The sequence below is a fragment of the Streptomyces violascens genome, assembly GCF_014649955.1.
GTDB classification, from domain to species: domain Bacteria; phylum Actinomycetota; class Actinomycetes; order Streptomycetales; family Streptomycetaceae; genus Streptomyces; species Streptomyces violascens.
In genome coordinates this window covers 104,422-119,368 of sequence record NZ_BMUA01000003.1, presented here as the reverse complement: position 1 = coordinate 119,368, position 14,947 = coordinate 104,422, and the positions used below count along the sequence as shown (strand labels likewise).

Here is a 14,947-nt window from a genome sequence, read left to right as displayed (position 1 = left end):
TGTGACGATGCGTCAGGCCGCGATCGAGGTCCGCGTCGGGGCGACCGCGTGGACCGGCTCGCCGAAGTGCGAGAAGGAGAGCGTGCCGGGGCTGTCGCCGCCCACGGTGACCATCTTCAGGAGGTACGGCTTGCCCGAGGTGGCCACGTCCATCGTGTAGCTCTCGGCGCCGTCCTTCTCGGTCAGGACGATCGCGGGGCGACCGTCGACCTTGGTGGTCGCACCCTTCTTGGCCTCGGTGTCCTCGCCCTGGAAGCCGCCGAGGAAGTTGTTCAGGTCGCAGACCGAGGCGAGGTCCTTGCCGTCGGCGGAGTCGGTGTTCGTCTTCGTCCACTTGCTGGTGCCCTGCGGCCGCAGGTAGACGGTCTTGCCGATCTTGATGATGCCGATGGTGTCCTTGCCCTGCGCGATGGTGCCGGTGCAGTCGCCCTTGGCGTCCAGGAGAGGTCCAGCTTGCTGGCGCCCTCCTTGGGGTCGGAGACGTCCGCCTTGAGGTGCAGCGAGGTGGCGTGGCGGGTGGCCTTGAGCGAGTTGGTGAGTATCTGACCGCCGGTCAGATCCGCGTCCGGGCCCTTCGGCGCGGCCGCGGCCGGGCTCACGGCGGCGGGCGTCTGGGGCGCGGCCGAGTCCTTGGCGGCCGTGGCGGAGCCGGAGCCCGAACAGGCCGTCAGGGCCGTGGTGGCGCAGACGAAGAGGACGGTGCTGGTGGCGATGGTGCGGCGGCGCATGGCGTGAACTCCCCCTGAGGGTGATGGCGCGGGGCGGGACGGCGGGTGTGGCAGGGCCGGGCACATCAGAGCAGGTGACTGTGAACCGAGTCAACACGAGAACATGAATCGTGATTGTTCACGGCGTGTATGGAGTGCCGCGGTGCCCTTCGGTAGGGTCGGTACTTCGCGGACGAGGGGAGCGATCAGGTGCCGGAGCACGCAGCGGAGGTGACCGCGGCCACCATCGCCCGGCTCGCGGGAGTGGGCCGTGCGGCCGTCAGCAACTGGCGCCGCCGGCATGCCGACTTCCCCAAACCGGTCGGCGGCACCGAGACCAGCCCCTCCTTCGCGCTCCACGAAGTCGAGCAATGGCTGCGCGCCCAGGGCAAGTTGGCCGAGGTCCCGCTGCGCGAACGCGTCTGGCAGCAGCTCTCGGCCCACCCCGCGGGCGCGGTCACGGCCCTGGTCCACGCGGGCTGCGCCCTGCTGGCCGTACGGGACCACCCCGCCAAGTGGCGCAAGCTGGCCGCGCTTTCGGACGCGGGACTCGCCGAGGGGCTGCCGGGACTTCTCGGGGAGGTGCTGGGGGAGCGGTTCAAAGAGGCGGACCCCGCGCATGCTGGTCACGGCCGCTCTGTGAACCCCCCCGACGCCGCCGAGCTCGCCCCCTCCCTGCCCCTGCTGCGCGGGGTCGCCGAGCTCGCCGCCGAAGCCGGAGCCCGGGAGGCCTTCGAGTTTCTGCTCGGGCGGCATCTCGACGCCAACCCCCGTCAGTACACGCTCACTCCGCAGGGGCCCGCGGAGCTCATGGCCGCGCTCGCCGGGCCCGCGGGCAGCGTTCTGGACCCGGCCTGCGGCACCGGCACCCTGCTGTGCGCGCTGCCGGACGCCGTCGCCCTGCACGGCCAGGACGCCGACCCCGACCTCGCCGCGCTCACCGGGCTCCGGCTCGCCCTCGCCGGGTCCGCCGCCATCCGTACCGCGGCCGCCGACTCGCTGCGCGCGGACGCCTTCGGGTCCCTCGCCGCCGACGCCGTGCTGTGCCACCCGCCGTTCAACGAGCGGGCCTGGGGTCACGACGAACTCGCCTACGACCCGCGCTGGGAGTACGGCCTCCCGGCCCGTACCGAGTCCGAACTCGCCTGGGTGCAGCATGCGTTGGCCCGGCTGCGCGAGGGCGGCACCGCCGTGCTTCTGATGCCGCCCGCCGCCGCCTCGCGCCGCTCCGGACGCCGGATCCGCGCCGACCTGCTGCGCCGCGGCGCCCTGCGCGCGGTCGTCGCGCTGCCCGCCGGGGCCGCGCCGCCCTACGGCATCCCGCTGCACCTGTGGGTGCTGCGCAGGCCGGACGGCGCCACCCGGCCCGCGCCCGAGCTGCTCCTCGTCGACACCGGCGGGGTCGAGGGCGTGGCGGTGGACGGCGGCCGCGACCGGCTGCCCTGGCCCGCACTCCAGTCCGCGGTGCTCGACGCCTGGACCCCCTTCGACCGCGACGGCACGGCCGTCGAACAGCCCGGGGTCAGCCGGTCGGTGCCGGTCATCGAACTCCTCGACGACGACGTCGACCTCGCACCGGCCCGCCATCTGCCGCCGCCCGCGGCCGAAGGCGGCACCGCCGCGCTCGACGGGGTACGCGAACGCCTCGACGCCGCTCTGCGCCTCGCCGCCGAACTTACGCCGCCGCCCGCCGCACCCGCCCCCGCACAGGGCGCCCGCTGGTCGCCCACCACCGTCGGCGAACTCGCCCGCGCGGGCGCCCTGGTGCTGCGTGCGGGCGGCGCCGGAAGCGGGCCGGACGGGCCCGCCGTCCTCACCGAGCACGACGTACTGGCCGGCACCGCCCCTTCGGGCACCCTGCCCGAAGGGCCCGCAGAAGAGCCGGTGCTGACCCGGCCCGGCGACGTCGTGGTGCCCGTGCTCGGCGGCGGCACCGCCGCCCGGGTCGTCGACGAGGCGAGCGCGGGCGCCGCCCTCGGCCGCAACCTCCAGCTCCTGCGGCCCGAACCGGCCGCCCTGGACCCCTGGTTCCTCGCCGGATTCCTGCGCGGCACCGCCAACAACCGCCAGGCCAGCAGCTACGCCACCACCGCGTCCCGGCTCGACGTCCGCAGGCTGCACCTGCCCCGGCTCCCGCTCGCCGAACAGCGGCGCTACGGAGAGCGGTTCCGGGCCCTGGCCGCGTTCGAGGACACGCTGCGGCTCGCGGGCCGGCTCGGCGAGCAGCTCGTACAGGGCCTGCACGACGGCCTGACGGACGGTTCCGTCGGGCCCGGGTGACGGTTGGATACCGGCCGGGGGATCGCCCGGGCCGTTGTCAGTGGCGGTGTATACGCTCGTATCCCTGACCCGTCCCGGTCCTCGTACCCGTCCCAGTTCCAGGAGCAGCGATGCACGGCCCCGGCTATGGACCGCCGCAGCCCCGCCCCTCGGGCGCGGGGGCGATCGCGCTGCGCGTGCTGTTCGCGCTGCTGCCGCTGCTCAGCATCGGGATGCTGTCGTGGACCGCGCTGCTGCGGCTCGCGATCGTGACCCGGCGTGGGGCGCACTGGGCGCTGTTCTGGGTCCAACTGGCCGTGTTCGTCTTCTTCTTCACCTTCATCGTGGCCGCGCCCGACGAGAACGACTGGCGGATGGACGTCGGGATGATCGGCCTGCTCGCGCTCGCCGTGGCCACCACCGCGTACTTCCTGTACGCCGACATCCGCCACGCGGCGCAGGCACCGTTCGTCGTGCACCCGTTCGGCCAGTACGGGGCGCCCGCCGGTTACGGGCCGCCGCACCTACCGGGAACGCACATACCGGGCACCACGGCCCCGCAGTTCGGCCCGTACGTGAACCCGTACGCCGACACCCCCGTGCCCAGCGGGCCCCCGGCCCCCGTGCCCCCGCACCTTCCGGCCGCGCCCAGGATCGAGCAGGTCAGAGCCGAGCTCGACGAGCTGTCGCAGTACCTGCGCAAGGGGACCGAGGGCGAGGCCAGGTGACCGAGGGGCGGGTCGTCGCCGGGCGCTACGAGCTGGCGGCGCTCCTCGGCCAGGGCGGCATGGGCCAGGTGTGGACGGCGTACGACCAGCGCCTGGACCGCCGGGTCGCGGTGAAGCTGCTCCGGCCGGACCGGGTCGCGGCCGTCGGGTCGGCCGAGGACGTCGACGAGCTGCGGCGCCGGTTCGTGCGCGAGTGCCGGGTGACCGCGCAGGTCGACCACACCGGGCTCGTCACGGTGCACGACGCGGGCAGCGACGGCGACGACCTGTACCTCGTCATGCAGTACGTCGAGGGCGCCGACCTCGCCGACCACCTCGCCGAGCACGAGCCGTACCCCTGGCGGTGGGCGGTGGCGGTCGCCGCGCAGCTGTGCGCGGTGCTCTCGGCCGTGCACGCCGTGCCGATCGTCCACCGCGACCTCAAGCCGCGCAATGTGATGGTGCGTCCCGACGGCACGGTGACCGTGCTCGACCTGGGCGTCGCCTCCGTCCTCGACTCCGACACGACCCGGCTCACACACACCGGTTCACCCATCGGCTCGCCCGCCTACATGGCGCCCGAGCAGGCGATGGGCGGCGCGGTCGGCCCGTACACCGATCTGTACGCGCTCGGGGTGCTGCTGCACGAACTGCTCAGCGGGGACGTCCCGTTCGCGGGGTCCACCGCGCTGGGTGTCCTGCACCGCCACCTGTACGAACCGCCGGTCCCGGTCCGGCGACTGCGCCCCGAGGTCCCCGAACCCCTGGAAGCCCTGGTCCTGCGCCTCCTCGCCAAGGACCCGCAATCCAGGCCGAGGTGTGCGCAGGAGGTGTACGAGGCGCTGGTGCCGCTGCTTCCGGTGCCGGGCGGTCCTGGACCTGCGGGGCCCCTGGACCCGACCCGGCCGTTCCTGCGTCCGCACGCGCCCTGGCCGGACCGGGCCACGGCCCCCGCGTCCGGGCCGGTCGTCCCGCCGGTGCCGCCGGTACCCCCGCGGCCCGATGTGGCGGGCGCGGTCGACGAGGTCAAGCGGCTGCTCGGCGAGGGCCGCATCACCCAGGCCGTCGACATCCTCGGCTCGATCCTGCCCGCCGCGGCGGCCGAACACGGCGAACGCTCGCCGGTGGTGCGCATCCTGCGCAAGCAGTACGCGGCGACGCTGATGGACGACGGGCAGTACCGGCGAGCCCTGCCCGAACTGCGCCAGCTCGCCGCCGACCGCGCGGCCGAGGCGAGCCCCGCCGACCCGCAGGCCCTGGACTTCCGGCACGACGTGGCCCAGTGCCTGGAGGAACTGGGCGAGGCGGGCGCGGCGCTGGCGGAGTACAGGGCGGTGCTGCCCGGCTTCGAGGCGCGGTACGGGGCCGCCGACCCGTCCCGGGTGTTCGCCATCCGGCATCGGATCGGGCACCTGCTGCTTGCGGTGGGCGACCACGGGGCGGGGCATCAGCAGTTGCAGGCACTGCTGTGGGATGCGGAACGGGTGTACGGCGTGCAGCACCCCTACCCCGCGGAGCTGCGCCGCGCCCTCGCCCACCAGCGGGAACTCCGGGGAGGCTGAACTGCCCGCCCCGGGCATTTCAGCCTGTCCGGCGTTTGAGGACGAGCGACCTCAAGGCGCGAACGGGGTCTGGGGCGGAGCCCCAGTGCACCCTGCCGCACCCCCAGCTACACCCCGCGGACGCGGAACCGGCGGCGCGCCGGCCCCCACGCCCCCACCCCCACCAGCGCGAGCAGCGCCCCCACCCCCACCGCCGAACCCGACCGCAGGCCCGGCGGGCGGAAGTCGCAGGACACCGAGTGCGCCCCGGCCGGCAGCGGCACGGCGACCAGGCCCAAGTAGTCGCCCGCGGGAGCGGCGCCCGCACCGTTCACCGCACAGGTCCACCCCGAGATCCGCGGCACCGCGAACACCGCCGTTCCGCTCGCCCCCGCCGGGAGCTCCGCGTGCACCGAGCTCGACGACACCGAGACCGAGGCGGCCCCCGTCGCCCGCAGACGGTCCACCGCCCGCGCCAGCGCCCCCCGGTCCAGACAGCCCAGCTCCGCGTGGCGATCCGCGGGAGTCAGGGTGATGTGGGAGGCGCGGCCCGGCCCCGCCGAGGGGCCGAAGGGGATCAGCGGCGCCCGCCGGCTGGGCGCGCCGCCGCGCATGTCGACGACCGGGCCGTCGTCGAGGCGCGCGGACCCGAAGTGTTCGGGCGCCCAGAGGAAGATGTCGGTCCCGGCCGGACAGCCCTGAGCCAGGGTGCGGGTCGTATAGACCCGGGCGCCGAGCAGGAGCTCCTGGTTGCGGAACGGGTTGCTGCCGTACACCGGCGGGGGCCCGGCCGGCCGCAAGGTGACCAGCGGCGGAGTCGCGGCGGCCCTGATCAGGACGGGGTCGCCGCCCTTCTGGGCGACCCGCACCCGCGCGCCGACGGAGAAGATCGCGTCGGTCACCGGGTTGTCGAGGCTCTGGATCGCCCGCCCCCGAGAGGTCCAGCCGCCGCCGAGCGCGGTCATCGTACGGTTCAGGACCTCCGGGGTGAGGCTGGAGTAGTAGGCGCCGCCCTCGCCGCCGAGCAGCAGCGGGTCGTTGTTGGTGATCTGGCGCTGGCCGGGATCGGTGCGGTAGCCGGGCCAGCCCGAGGCGTCCGACTCCAGGGCGGCGCGGGCCGAGTGCTCGGCGCCCCAGGCGGGATAGCCGTCCATGCGGGCCGCCCGCTGCTGGTCCCCGTACGCCGTCGTCACGCCCGCCTGCGCGATCTGCGCCCCGGCCAGCAGGGCGAGCGCGAGGAGGGAAAGTCCCCGCCGGCCCCGGCGGGCCAGGAGCAGGCCGCCGACCATGGCCGCCAGACCCAGGGCGAACAGCGGATACGTCCAGGCCGAGATCAGCTCGCTGAAGGCCGCGCCCGCCGCGACCAGGGCGAGTACGCCGCCCCCGCCGAGCAGCGCGCGGCGCCCGGGAATCCCGTACGACAGGGAGATCCAGGCGGCGATCACGAGGATGCCGCACAGGACGAAGGTCTGCCGGTAGGGGCTGCCGTTGGGGGTGACGAAGGCGTGCCAGGCCAGATGGGTCGGCTTCCACTGGAAGGACAGCGCGACGGCGAGCGCGAGCCCGCTCCACGCGTACCGCTCGCGGCGCGGGACCGCGCGGTGGAAGGCGAGGGTGCAGGCGAGCAGCAGCGCGCCGGTGCCGAGGAAGACGGCGGGGGAGGAGAAGGAGTACGTGCCGGGCAGGGTGCGGGCCAGATAGTCCGGCCAGGACACCGGCGCGAACTCCCGCACCCAGCCCGGATGCGCGTGCTTCGTGCCCAGATAGATGGTGAACAGGAGCGGCGCCGAGAGGCCGATGCCGATCACGAACGAGCGCGTGGCGAGCAGAACCGCCCGTACCCGGCCGCGCCGGTCCGTGTCGCGGTCCACGTGGAGAAGGAGGAGCAGGACGAGTCCGGCGCCGATCGTCGCCATGTAGGCGGTGTAGAAGTTGGCGATCCAGGCGAGCGCCACGACCAGCGGGCCGAGCACCGCCCGCCGACCGGTCCTGGCCCAGTGGCCGGCCAGGCAGAGCAGCGGGAAGGCGATCAGGCCGTCCAGCCACATCGGGTTGTAGATCGACTCCAGGACCGACCAGCCGCACAGCGCGTACGAGGCCCCGAGCACCCCCGCCACCCAGCGGTGCCGGGCCGCCGGGCGCAGCGCGAGAAGCAGCACCGTCATGGCGACGGCGGCGGCCGCCATCTTCAGGACGGTGATCACATACACCGCGAGGTCGATCCGGTCGCGCGGGAAGAGAGCGACGAGCAGTGCGAACGGGCTGCTGAGGTACGTACCGAGGTCGGGCAGGAACGAAGTCCCGTACCCCGACTGCCAGTTGAGGAGGAGGCCGCCCTCGGCCCGCCCGTGCAGCAGGTCCCACAGGTGCTCGTGGAAGGGGACGAACTGGTTGCCCAGGTCGTTGATGCTGCGGGTGTGCCGCTGGAGCGGGCCGAGCGGGACGACCCCGGCGACCGCGTCCGCGCCGCACACCGCGATCAGGGTGATCAGTGCGGAGAGGGCGGCGGGCCGGGCGGCCGGGCGTCGGCCGGCAGCGATCCGCACCGGGGCCACCGGTGGGGCGGGGGCGGCTTCGAGGGTCGGCATCGAGGTCCTTTGCTGTGCGCTGCCGTCGAATATGCCGGACCCTTCGGGACAACGCAGTGGGCCGGGACCTCAGTTCACGCAATGGACGGCGCGGCTTCACCCGGCTTCACCCCCGCGACCGATGGGGGTCGCGAATCGTTGGGCGAATCAGTGGCCCCGGCCACGCCGACTGCCTAACATCGATCACCGCAAGGTCTTAGCAAGGTTCGTCGCCACGCCGCACGTATCTGCTCCGCCGGGAGGCTCCTTTGCACCGCCGCCGTCGTACCGCGCTCTCCGTCTCCGTCGTCCTGCTCGCCGCGGGCCCGCTCCTCGCGGCCTGCGGCAGTACGGCCCACCCGGGGGCCGCGGCCGTCGTCGGGGGGCAGCGGATCGAGGTGTCCGCACTCCAGGCCGAGGTCAAGGACGTACGGACGGCGCAGGAGAAGTCCCCGCAGTCCGCGCAGCTGATCAAGGACTCGGGGCAGCTCGGCAAGGTGAAGCTGAGCAACATGATCTTCGACCGGGTCCTCGCGCGCGCCGCCGAACAGGCCGGGGTGAGCGTCAGCCGCAAGGAGATCGAGGCCGCGCGGGCCGCGATGGTCCAGCAGGCCGGGGGCGAGGACCAGCTGCGCGAGCAGGCCCTCACCAACGGCGGGCTCGCCCCGAACCAGATCGACGCCTACGTCCAGCGACAGGTCACCGAGCAGAAGCTGGCCGCCGCGATCGGCGCCCGCACCCAGCAGGACCTGCTGCCCGCGCTGGTCAAGGCGTCCAAGACCCTCGACGTGGACGTGAACCCGCGCTACGGAACCTGGAACGCGAGCCAGATCCAGCTCGCCGACTACCAGGCCCCCTGGCTCGCCAAGCCCAAGCAGCCCGCGGCCCCGCAGGCCGCCCCCGAGGACCAGCAGGGCGACCCCGGGGACTCCGTCTCGACCGGCTGAGCCAGCGGGTAGGTTCGACGGGTGACTGCTGTTGAAGAACCCGGCCGAATCGTTCTGCTCACCGCGAGCCACCGGGTCGCCCCGGGCCTGCTCTCCTGGCCCGCGTGGCAGACCCTGCGCGCCGCCGACCTCGTGCTGTGCCCCGACGCCGGGCACCCGCAGCTGCCTTATCTGCGCGAGGCCGGCGTGCCGGTGGAGATCTCGGCGCCGGACGCGCAGGAGCTGGTCGAGGCCTGTGCCGGGGGCCGGACCGTCGTCGTCCTCCCCTCCGGCGAGGGCGACCGCCGCCTCACCGACGGCCTGGCCCGCCTGGCCGGCTCCGGCCGCGTCCAGATGCCGGACCTGGAGCTGCTCCCCGGCTCCTACGACCTGCCGGGCGCCCGCCTGCTCGACCTGGTCCAGGTCATGGACCGCATCCGCCGCGAATGCCCGTGGTCCTCGCAGCAGACCCACAAGGGCCTGGCCAAGTACGCCCTTGAGGAGGCGTACGAGCTGGTCGAGGCGGTGGAGGAGGGGGACCGGGACGAGCTGCGCGAGGAGCTGGGGGACGTGCTGCTGCAAGTCGTCTTCCATGCCCGTATCGCGGAGGAGGACGCGGAGGCTCCCTTCTCGGTGGACGAGGTGGCGGGCGGGATCGTCGAGAAGCTGATCCACCGCCACCCGCACGTGTTCGGCTCCGAGACGGCCTCGACGCCGGAGGAAGTGAAATCGCACTGGCTGCGGATGAAGGCGGTCGAGAAGCAGCGTTCCTCCGTGACGGACGGGGTGCCGCTGGGCCAGCCGGCCCTGGCCCTGGCCGCCAAGCTGTCCGCGCGCGCCCGGACGGCGGGCCTGTCGGTGCCGCTGCCCTCCGGGGAGGGCATGGGGTATCGGCTCCTCGCGCTGGCGGTGGAGGCGGAGTCGGCGGGGGTCGACCCGGAGGCGGCGCTGCGGGCCGCGGCGCGCGCCTACCGGGAGGCGATCCGCTCGGCGGAGGCCTGATTCCCCACCCGGGCTTCCTCCGGGGGCGCCGCCCCCGGGCCCCCGCTCCTCAAACGCCGGAGGGGCTGGATAGGAGTACGGCTGCGGACCGGTGGGGGCTGGTCGCGCAGTTCCCCGCGCCCCTAGCAGGGGTGATGCTGGCCCGTACCGGGGCATTTCAGCCCGTCCGGTGGCTCGCAGATGACAGCCCGCATCAGGCACCTCCAGCCCGTCCGGCGTTTGAGGACGAGCGCCCTTAAGGCGCGAACGGGGTCTGGGGCGGAGCCCCAGGGTCCTTCAACCCCCGGCGGGTTTCGGGAAGGGGTGGGGTGGGGGCGCCTCCGGGGTCTGGGGCGGAGCCCCAGGTGTGCTCAGGCGTTGCGGGCCGCCGGGTTGTGCCATCGCGGGACCGGGCGGTTCAGCAGCCACTCCGCCGAGCCGAGGGGACGGGGGCCCGGCCCCACCGGCGGGACCGCATCGCACGAGATGCGGGACTCGGCCGCCCCCAGGCCCACCAGAACCTCCCGCACCTCCGCCATGAACCCCGGCGGCCCGGCCAGAAAGACCGAATGGTGGGGCCAGTGGCTGCGATGACCCAGGGCAGTCATCAGACGCTCCGTGGCCTGGAGGGGGTCGCGCCCCGGCGCCGGAGTGATGAACGTCGTGTGCAGGCAAGGGAGTCGGGAGCCCAGCGCCTCCAGGGCCGGCCGGTCGTACAGGTACGCCGCATCCCGGGCGACGACGAACAGCCGTACCTCGTCGGCGTACCGCGCCCCCGCCAGCTGCTCCAGAAGCGCCTTCATGGGGGCCCAGCCCGTACCCGCGGCTATGAAGGTGAGAGGGCCGGACGGGGACGCCCCCAGGGATAAGGAGCCGGCCGGTGGGCTCAGCCGCAGCGCGTCCCCCGGGTGCGTCCGCTCGACCAGAGCCGTCGACATCGGCCCGCCGGAGACCCGGCTGACGTGGAGGTCGACCGTGCCGTCCGCGCGCGGCGCGTTCCCGATCGAGTACGTCCGCCACACCCCCGCCGCCCTGGGATGCGCCACACTCACGTACTGCCCCGCGGTGTAAGGGAGTTGGGGCGACGGGCGCAGGGTGAGGACCGCCAGGTCGGGGCCGTACCGGGCATGGCGGACGACGTCCGCGCCCCACCACGCCGGTTCCCCCGCCGCGGCCGCCCCGGCCGCGCCCTCCAGCATCGTCTCGGCCATCACCGAGTACGCCTGGCACCACGCCTTCTCCACCTCCGCCGTCCACGCCCCGCCCGCCGCCCGGGCGAACGCGGCGAGCAGGCTCGCGCCGACCGCCGCGTAGTGCTCCGGCGCCGCCAGGAACTTGCGGTGGTCGCGGCCGAGCGCGCGCAGATAGGCGGGGAGGGACGGGTCGCCGAGCCGGTCCATGACCTCCGTGACCGCGGCGAACAGCCGGTCGCGCTGGCGCTCCATGGCCTCAGGCCCGGACGGGAACAGCGCCCGCAGGCCCGGGTTGTGCCAGAAGAGGTGGGAATAGAAATATTTGGCCGCATGCTCGGCCCGCCGCTCCACCACCGCGAAGCCGGCCCTCAGCACCTCTTGATCCGCTTGATCCACCGCGTGAATGTAGGGGAGAGGGCGGGATACGGTCGAGAGGTGCAGGACAACAACCCCATTCCGCCCGCCCCGCCCGCCCCCGAACTCTTCACCTGGGAGTTCGCCACCGACCCGTACCCGGCCTACGCCTGGCTGCGCGAGCACGCCCCCGTGCACCGCACCCGGCTGCCGAGCGGCGTCGAGGCGTGGCTGGTCACGCGGTACGGGGACGCCAGGCAGGCCCTCGCCGACCAGCGGCTCTCCAAGAACCCCGCACACCACGACGAGCCCGCCCACGCCAAGGGCAAAACCGGCATCCCGGGTGAGCGCAAGGCCGAGCTGATGACGCATCTGCTCAACATCGATCCGCCGGACCACACCCGGCTGCGGCGTCTCGTGTCGAAGGCGTTCACTCCGCGTACCGTCGCCCAATTCGCGCCGCGGGTGCAGGAGTTGACCGACCGGCTCATCGACGCGTTCGAGGCCGAGGGGTCGGCCGACCTCATTCACGAGTTCGCCTTCCCGCTTCCCATTTATGCCATCTGCGATCTGCTCGGCGTACCCCGTGAGGACCAGGACGACTTCCGCGACTGGGCGGGCATGATGATCCGCCATGGGGGCGGCCCCCGGGGCGGCGTCGCCCGCTCCGTCAAGAAGATGCGCAACTACCTCGCCGAGCTCATCCACAAGAAGCGCGAGAACCCCGGCGACGACCTCATCTCGCGGCTCATCGAGGCCAGCGACCACGGCGAGCACCTCACCGAGAACGAAGCCGCCGCCATGGCCTTCATCCTGCTCTTCGCCGGATTCGAGACCACCGTCAATCTGATCGGGAACGGGATGTATGCGCTGCTTCGCAATCCCGGGCAGCGCGAGCGGCTTCAGGAGTCCCTCGCGGCGGGGGAGACCGGTCTTCTCGAAACCGGCGTCGAGGAGCTTCTCCGCTACGACGGGCCCGTCGAGATGGCCACCTGGCGGTTCGCCACCCAGCCGCTGACGCTCGGCGGGCAGGACATCGCGGCCGGCGACCCCGTGCTCGTGGTGCTCGCCGCCGCCGACCGCGACCCCGCGCGCTTCTCCGGGCCGGACACGCTCGACCTCGGCCGCAAGGACAACCAGCACCTCGGGTACGGGCACGGGATCCACTACTGCCTCGGTGCGCCGCTCGCCCGGCTCGAAGGGCAGACCGCGCTCGCCACCCTGCTGCGGCGCCTCCCTGACCTGCGGCTCGCGGTGGAACCTGACGATTTGCGCTGGCGCGGCGGGCTCATCATGCGCGGACTGCGCACCCTGCCGGTCGAGTTCACGGCCTCACCGTGAAGGCCCAGATCTGACGGACCGTCAAGACTGTGACTTTTATGTGATCCCGGCTGCATCGACTTGTGACAAGCGTTCGAGTACGGCTACGTTCACCGTTCATTCGGCTCAGCAGTCACACGGAAGGCCTTATTCATGCGCTCCGGGAATGGACGGCATCGTCGACCTCGCCAGGCACCCGCTCTCGTCGTCGCGGCAGGAGTGACCGGATCGGCCATCGCCCTTCCCCTGCTCGCCGCGACCGGCGCGAACGCCGCCGACGCGACCACCTGGAACCAGGTGGCCGCCTGCGAGTCCGGCGGAATGTGGAGCGCCGACTTCGGCAACGGCCTGTACGGCGGTCTTCAGTTCTCGCAGGCCACCTGGGAGGCGTACGGCGGCACGGACTACGCGCAGCGCGCGGACCTGGCCAGCCGCGCCCAGCAGATAGCCGTCGCCGAACGGGTGCTCGCGGCCAAGGGTCCGGGAGCCTTCGCGAACTGCGGCACCGGCGCCGGGCTCACCAAGGGCGGCGGCTCGGCGGACGTCGACCCGGGCGCGCCCGACACGTCGACCGGGACGCCCGCGCCCGTTCCCGCGACGCCCACCGCCCCGGCGACCAAGGCGCCCGACGCCACCTCGACGCCAAGCGGCTCCACGCCCGCCACGCCGGCCCCGGGTGCCACGAAGCCGAGCGACCCGGCCAAGTCCCCGACGCCGTCCGCTTCCACCCCGGCGAGCCCCGGCAAGCACCGCGGGGCACCCTCGCCGGACGAGAGCGCGGGCTCGACGCCGGGCGGCACGTCCCCGTCCGCCCCGACGACCGGTCAGGCGGACCCGGCCACGCCGCCGGCCGGTACGAGTGGTTCGAACAATTCGGGCAACTCAACCGATAGCCGTGATTCCGGACGGCACGCCTCGCGAGGTGACGATGCCTCACGTGAGTCCGGTAACACCCCTGCCGCGAACGGCGACTACACGGTCCGCCCGGGCGACAACCTGTCGGTCATCGCCGAGGCGAACAAGATCCAGGGCGGCTGGCCCGCGCTGTACCACGCCAACGAGAAGCTGATCGGCACCGACCCCAACCTCATCCTGCCTGGCCAGAGCCTGGACCTGAAGAGTGCGGCAGCGGCCGTGGCGAACCCGAAGTCGGCGCCGAAGCAGGGTTAGTTCGCCGCCCTATGTCCGGTTCGCGCAAGTGAGAGATGGGTCTCTTCGCCTCAACTGGCGTGTCCCGTCTGCCCGGTCCATTCGCCCCGCCCCTCACCTGCGGAAACGTCCCTTCTGTGACGGCAAGCAGGGGGGATTTCTCCCCGATGTGCGTCTTTGAACATTGGTGGGGCGTGTGTTTTCGTCGGACTCGCTCGTCACCACGAGCCCCGTCGACCGAGCACGCCGAATCCTGCCGTCGGCCGACGGGAACAGTCGACGCTTATGCGCCGTAGGCAGGAGCGGGGGACCCAAGGTAAGTGCCGGGCCCGGCAGTTCACGTGACTGCCGCAACGGCTTGGGGTGAAGACGGGCGCATCGACGCTCGGCCGGGCAGCTCACGCCCGAACCCGACAGCTCACCTCGCAGGCGTCGGTGAGGAGAACCTCCATGCTGCTTTCCGGCAAGGGCAAGCACCGTCGCCCGTCCAAGGCCGTCCGTGTCGTCACGCTCGCCGGTGTCACCGGTGCCGCCGTGGCCGCCCCGCTGATGGCGGCGGGCAACGCCTCCGCCGCCTCCGTCCAGACCTGGGACGCCGTCGCCCAGTGCGAGTCCGGCGGCAACTGGTCCATCAACACCGGCAACGGCTACTACGGCGGCCTGCAGTTCTCGCAGTCCTCCTGGGCCGCCGCCGGCGGCACCCAGTACGCCCCGCGCGCCGACCTCGCCACCAAGGGCCAGCAGATAGCCACCGCCGAGAAGCTGCTCGCGATCCAGGGCCCGGGTGCCTGGGGCTGCGCGGGCGCCGGCAACCTGACCTCCGGCGGCAGCAAGGCCGACGTGGACACCTCCGGTTCGTCCTCCTCGAAGCCGAAGGCCTCGAAGCCCGCGGCGCCCAAGCAGCAGGCCCAGCCGCAGCCGAAGGCGAAGAAGGCCGAGCGCACCGAGTCCGCTCCGGCCAGCCGCGACGAGCAGCGCACCGAGCCGGTCAAGCAGGGCAACGGCGAATACACCGTCAAGTCCGGCGACACCCTCGGCAACATCGCCGCCGCCAACGGCGTCAAGGGCGGCTGGCAGAAGCTGTTCGAGCTGAACAAGGACATCGTCAAGGACGCGGACCTGATCTTCCCGGGCCAGAAGCTGCACCTCGGCTGAAGCTGACCCACCCCCCAGGTCGCCCCGGCCCGGCGCGCATTCCCCCGTACGCGCCGGGCCGGGGTTTTCGTTGTCCCCCGCTATTACC

At 73.2% G+C, this 14,947-nt stretch carries 11 protein-coding genes and 1 riboswitch; of the genes, 8 read left to right on the top strand and 3 right to left on the bottom strand.

Going from position 1 to position 14,947, the window contains the following annotated elements; genetic code table 11:
* Positions 1-12: 12 nt before the first annotated feature.
* Positions 13-792: a hypothetical protein gene (locus IE206_RS08910; RefSeq protein WP_189961509.1), complete on the bottom strand. Its 780-nt coding sequence runs from the start codon at positions 790-792 to the stop codon at positions 13-15.
* Positions 793-917: 125 nt separating this feature from the next.
* On the opposite strand from IE206_RS08910, the gene IE206_RS08905 reads away from it, so the two are divergent.
* From IE206_RS08905 to IE206_RS08895, 3 genes are all read left to right on the top strand, one after another.
* Positions 918-2,987, top strand: coding sequence for an N-6 DNA methylase (locus tag IE206_RS08905; protein WP_189961508.1), 2,070 nt, complete (start codon positions 918-920; stop codon positions 2,985-2,987).
* A 110-nt stretch (positions 2,988-3,097) separates the two neighbouring features.
* Positions 3,098-3,694: a hypothetical protein gene (locus IE206_RS08900; RefSeq protein ID WP_189961507.1), complete on the top strand. Its 597-nt coding sequence runs from the start codon at positions 3,098-3,100 to the stop codon at positions 3,692-3,694.
* Entirely contained in the window at positions 3,691-5,235 is a 1,545-nt protein-coding gene (locus IE206_RS08895; protein ID WP_226598883.1) for a serine/threonine-protein kinase, read from the top strand. Before IE206_RS08900 ends, IE206_RS08895 begins: the two co-directional genes overlap by 4 nt.
* 107 nt (positions 5,236-5,342) lie before the next feature.
* On the opposite strand, the gene IE206_RS08890 is transcribed toward IE206_RS08895, so the two are convergent.
* Positions 5,343-7,802, bottom strand: a complete 2,460-nt coding sequence (locus IE206_RS08890) for a YfhO family protein (protein WP_189961506.1) — start codon at positions 7,800-7,802, stop codon at positions 5,343-5,345.
* 248 nt (positions 7,803-8,050) lie between these two features.
* Between IE206_RS08890 and IE206_RS08885 the strand changes: the two genes are divergently transcribed.
* A complete protein-coding gene (locus IE206_RS08885; protein WP_189961505.1) occupies positions 8,051-8,728 on the top strand; it encodes a SurA N-terminal domain-containing protein in 678 nt (225 codons plus the stop codon).
* A 21-nt stretch (positions 8,729-8,749) separates the two neighbouring features.
* Positions 8,750-9,709 (top strand): nucleoside triphosphate pyrophosphohydrolase, encoded by a 960-nt coding sequence (locus IE206_RS08880; protein ID WP_189961504.1) that lies wholly within the window; start codon positions 8,750-8,752, stop codon positions 9,707-9,709.
* Positions 9,710-10,059: 350 nt separating this feature from the next.
* On the opposite strand, the gene IE206_RS08875 is transcribed toward IE206_RS08880, so the two are convergent.
* Entirely contained in the window at positions 10,060-11,277 is a 1,218-nt protein-coding gene (locus IE206_RS08875) for a globin domain-containing protein (protein WP_226598882.1), read from the bottom strand.
* A gap of 39 nt (positions 11,278-11,316) precedes the next feature.
* Between IE206_RS08875 and IE206_RS08870 the strand changes: the two genes are divergently transcribed.
* The 3 genes from IE206_RS08870 to IE206_RS08860 all read left to right on the top strand — a co-directional run bounded on the left by IE206_RS08870 (position 11,317) and on the right by IE206_RS08860 (position 14,859).
* On the top strand, positions 11,317-12,576 hold the full coding sequence (locus IE206_RS08870) for a cytochrome P450 family protein (RefSeq protein WP_189961503.1): 1,260 nt from the start codon (positions 11,317-11,319) through the stop codon (positions 12,574-12,576).
* 132 nt (positions 12,577-12,708) lie between these two features.
* Positions 12,709-13,725, top strand: a complete 1,017-nt coding sequence (locus IE206_RS08865; RefSeq protein ID WP_189961502.1) for a LysM peptidoglycan-binding domain-containing protein — start codon at positions 12,709-12,711, stop codon at positions 13,723-13,725.
* 257 nt (positions 13,726-13,982) lie between these two features.
* Positions 13,983-14,151, top strand: a riboswitch (cyclic di-AMP (ydaO/yuaA leader).
* 3 nt (positions 14,152-14,154) lie between these two features.
* Positions 14,155-14,859, top strand: a complete 705-nt coding sequence (locus tag IE206_RS08860; protein WP_189961501.1) for a LysM peptidoglycan-binding domain-containing protein — start codon at positions 14,155-14,157, stop codon at positions 14,857-14,859.
* Positions 14,860-14,947: the final 88 nt, after the last annotated feature.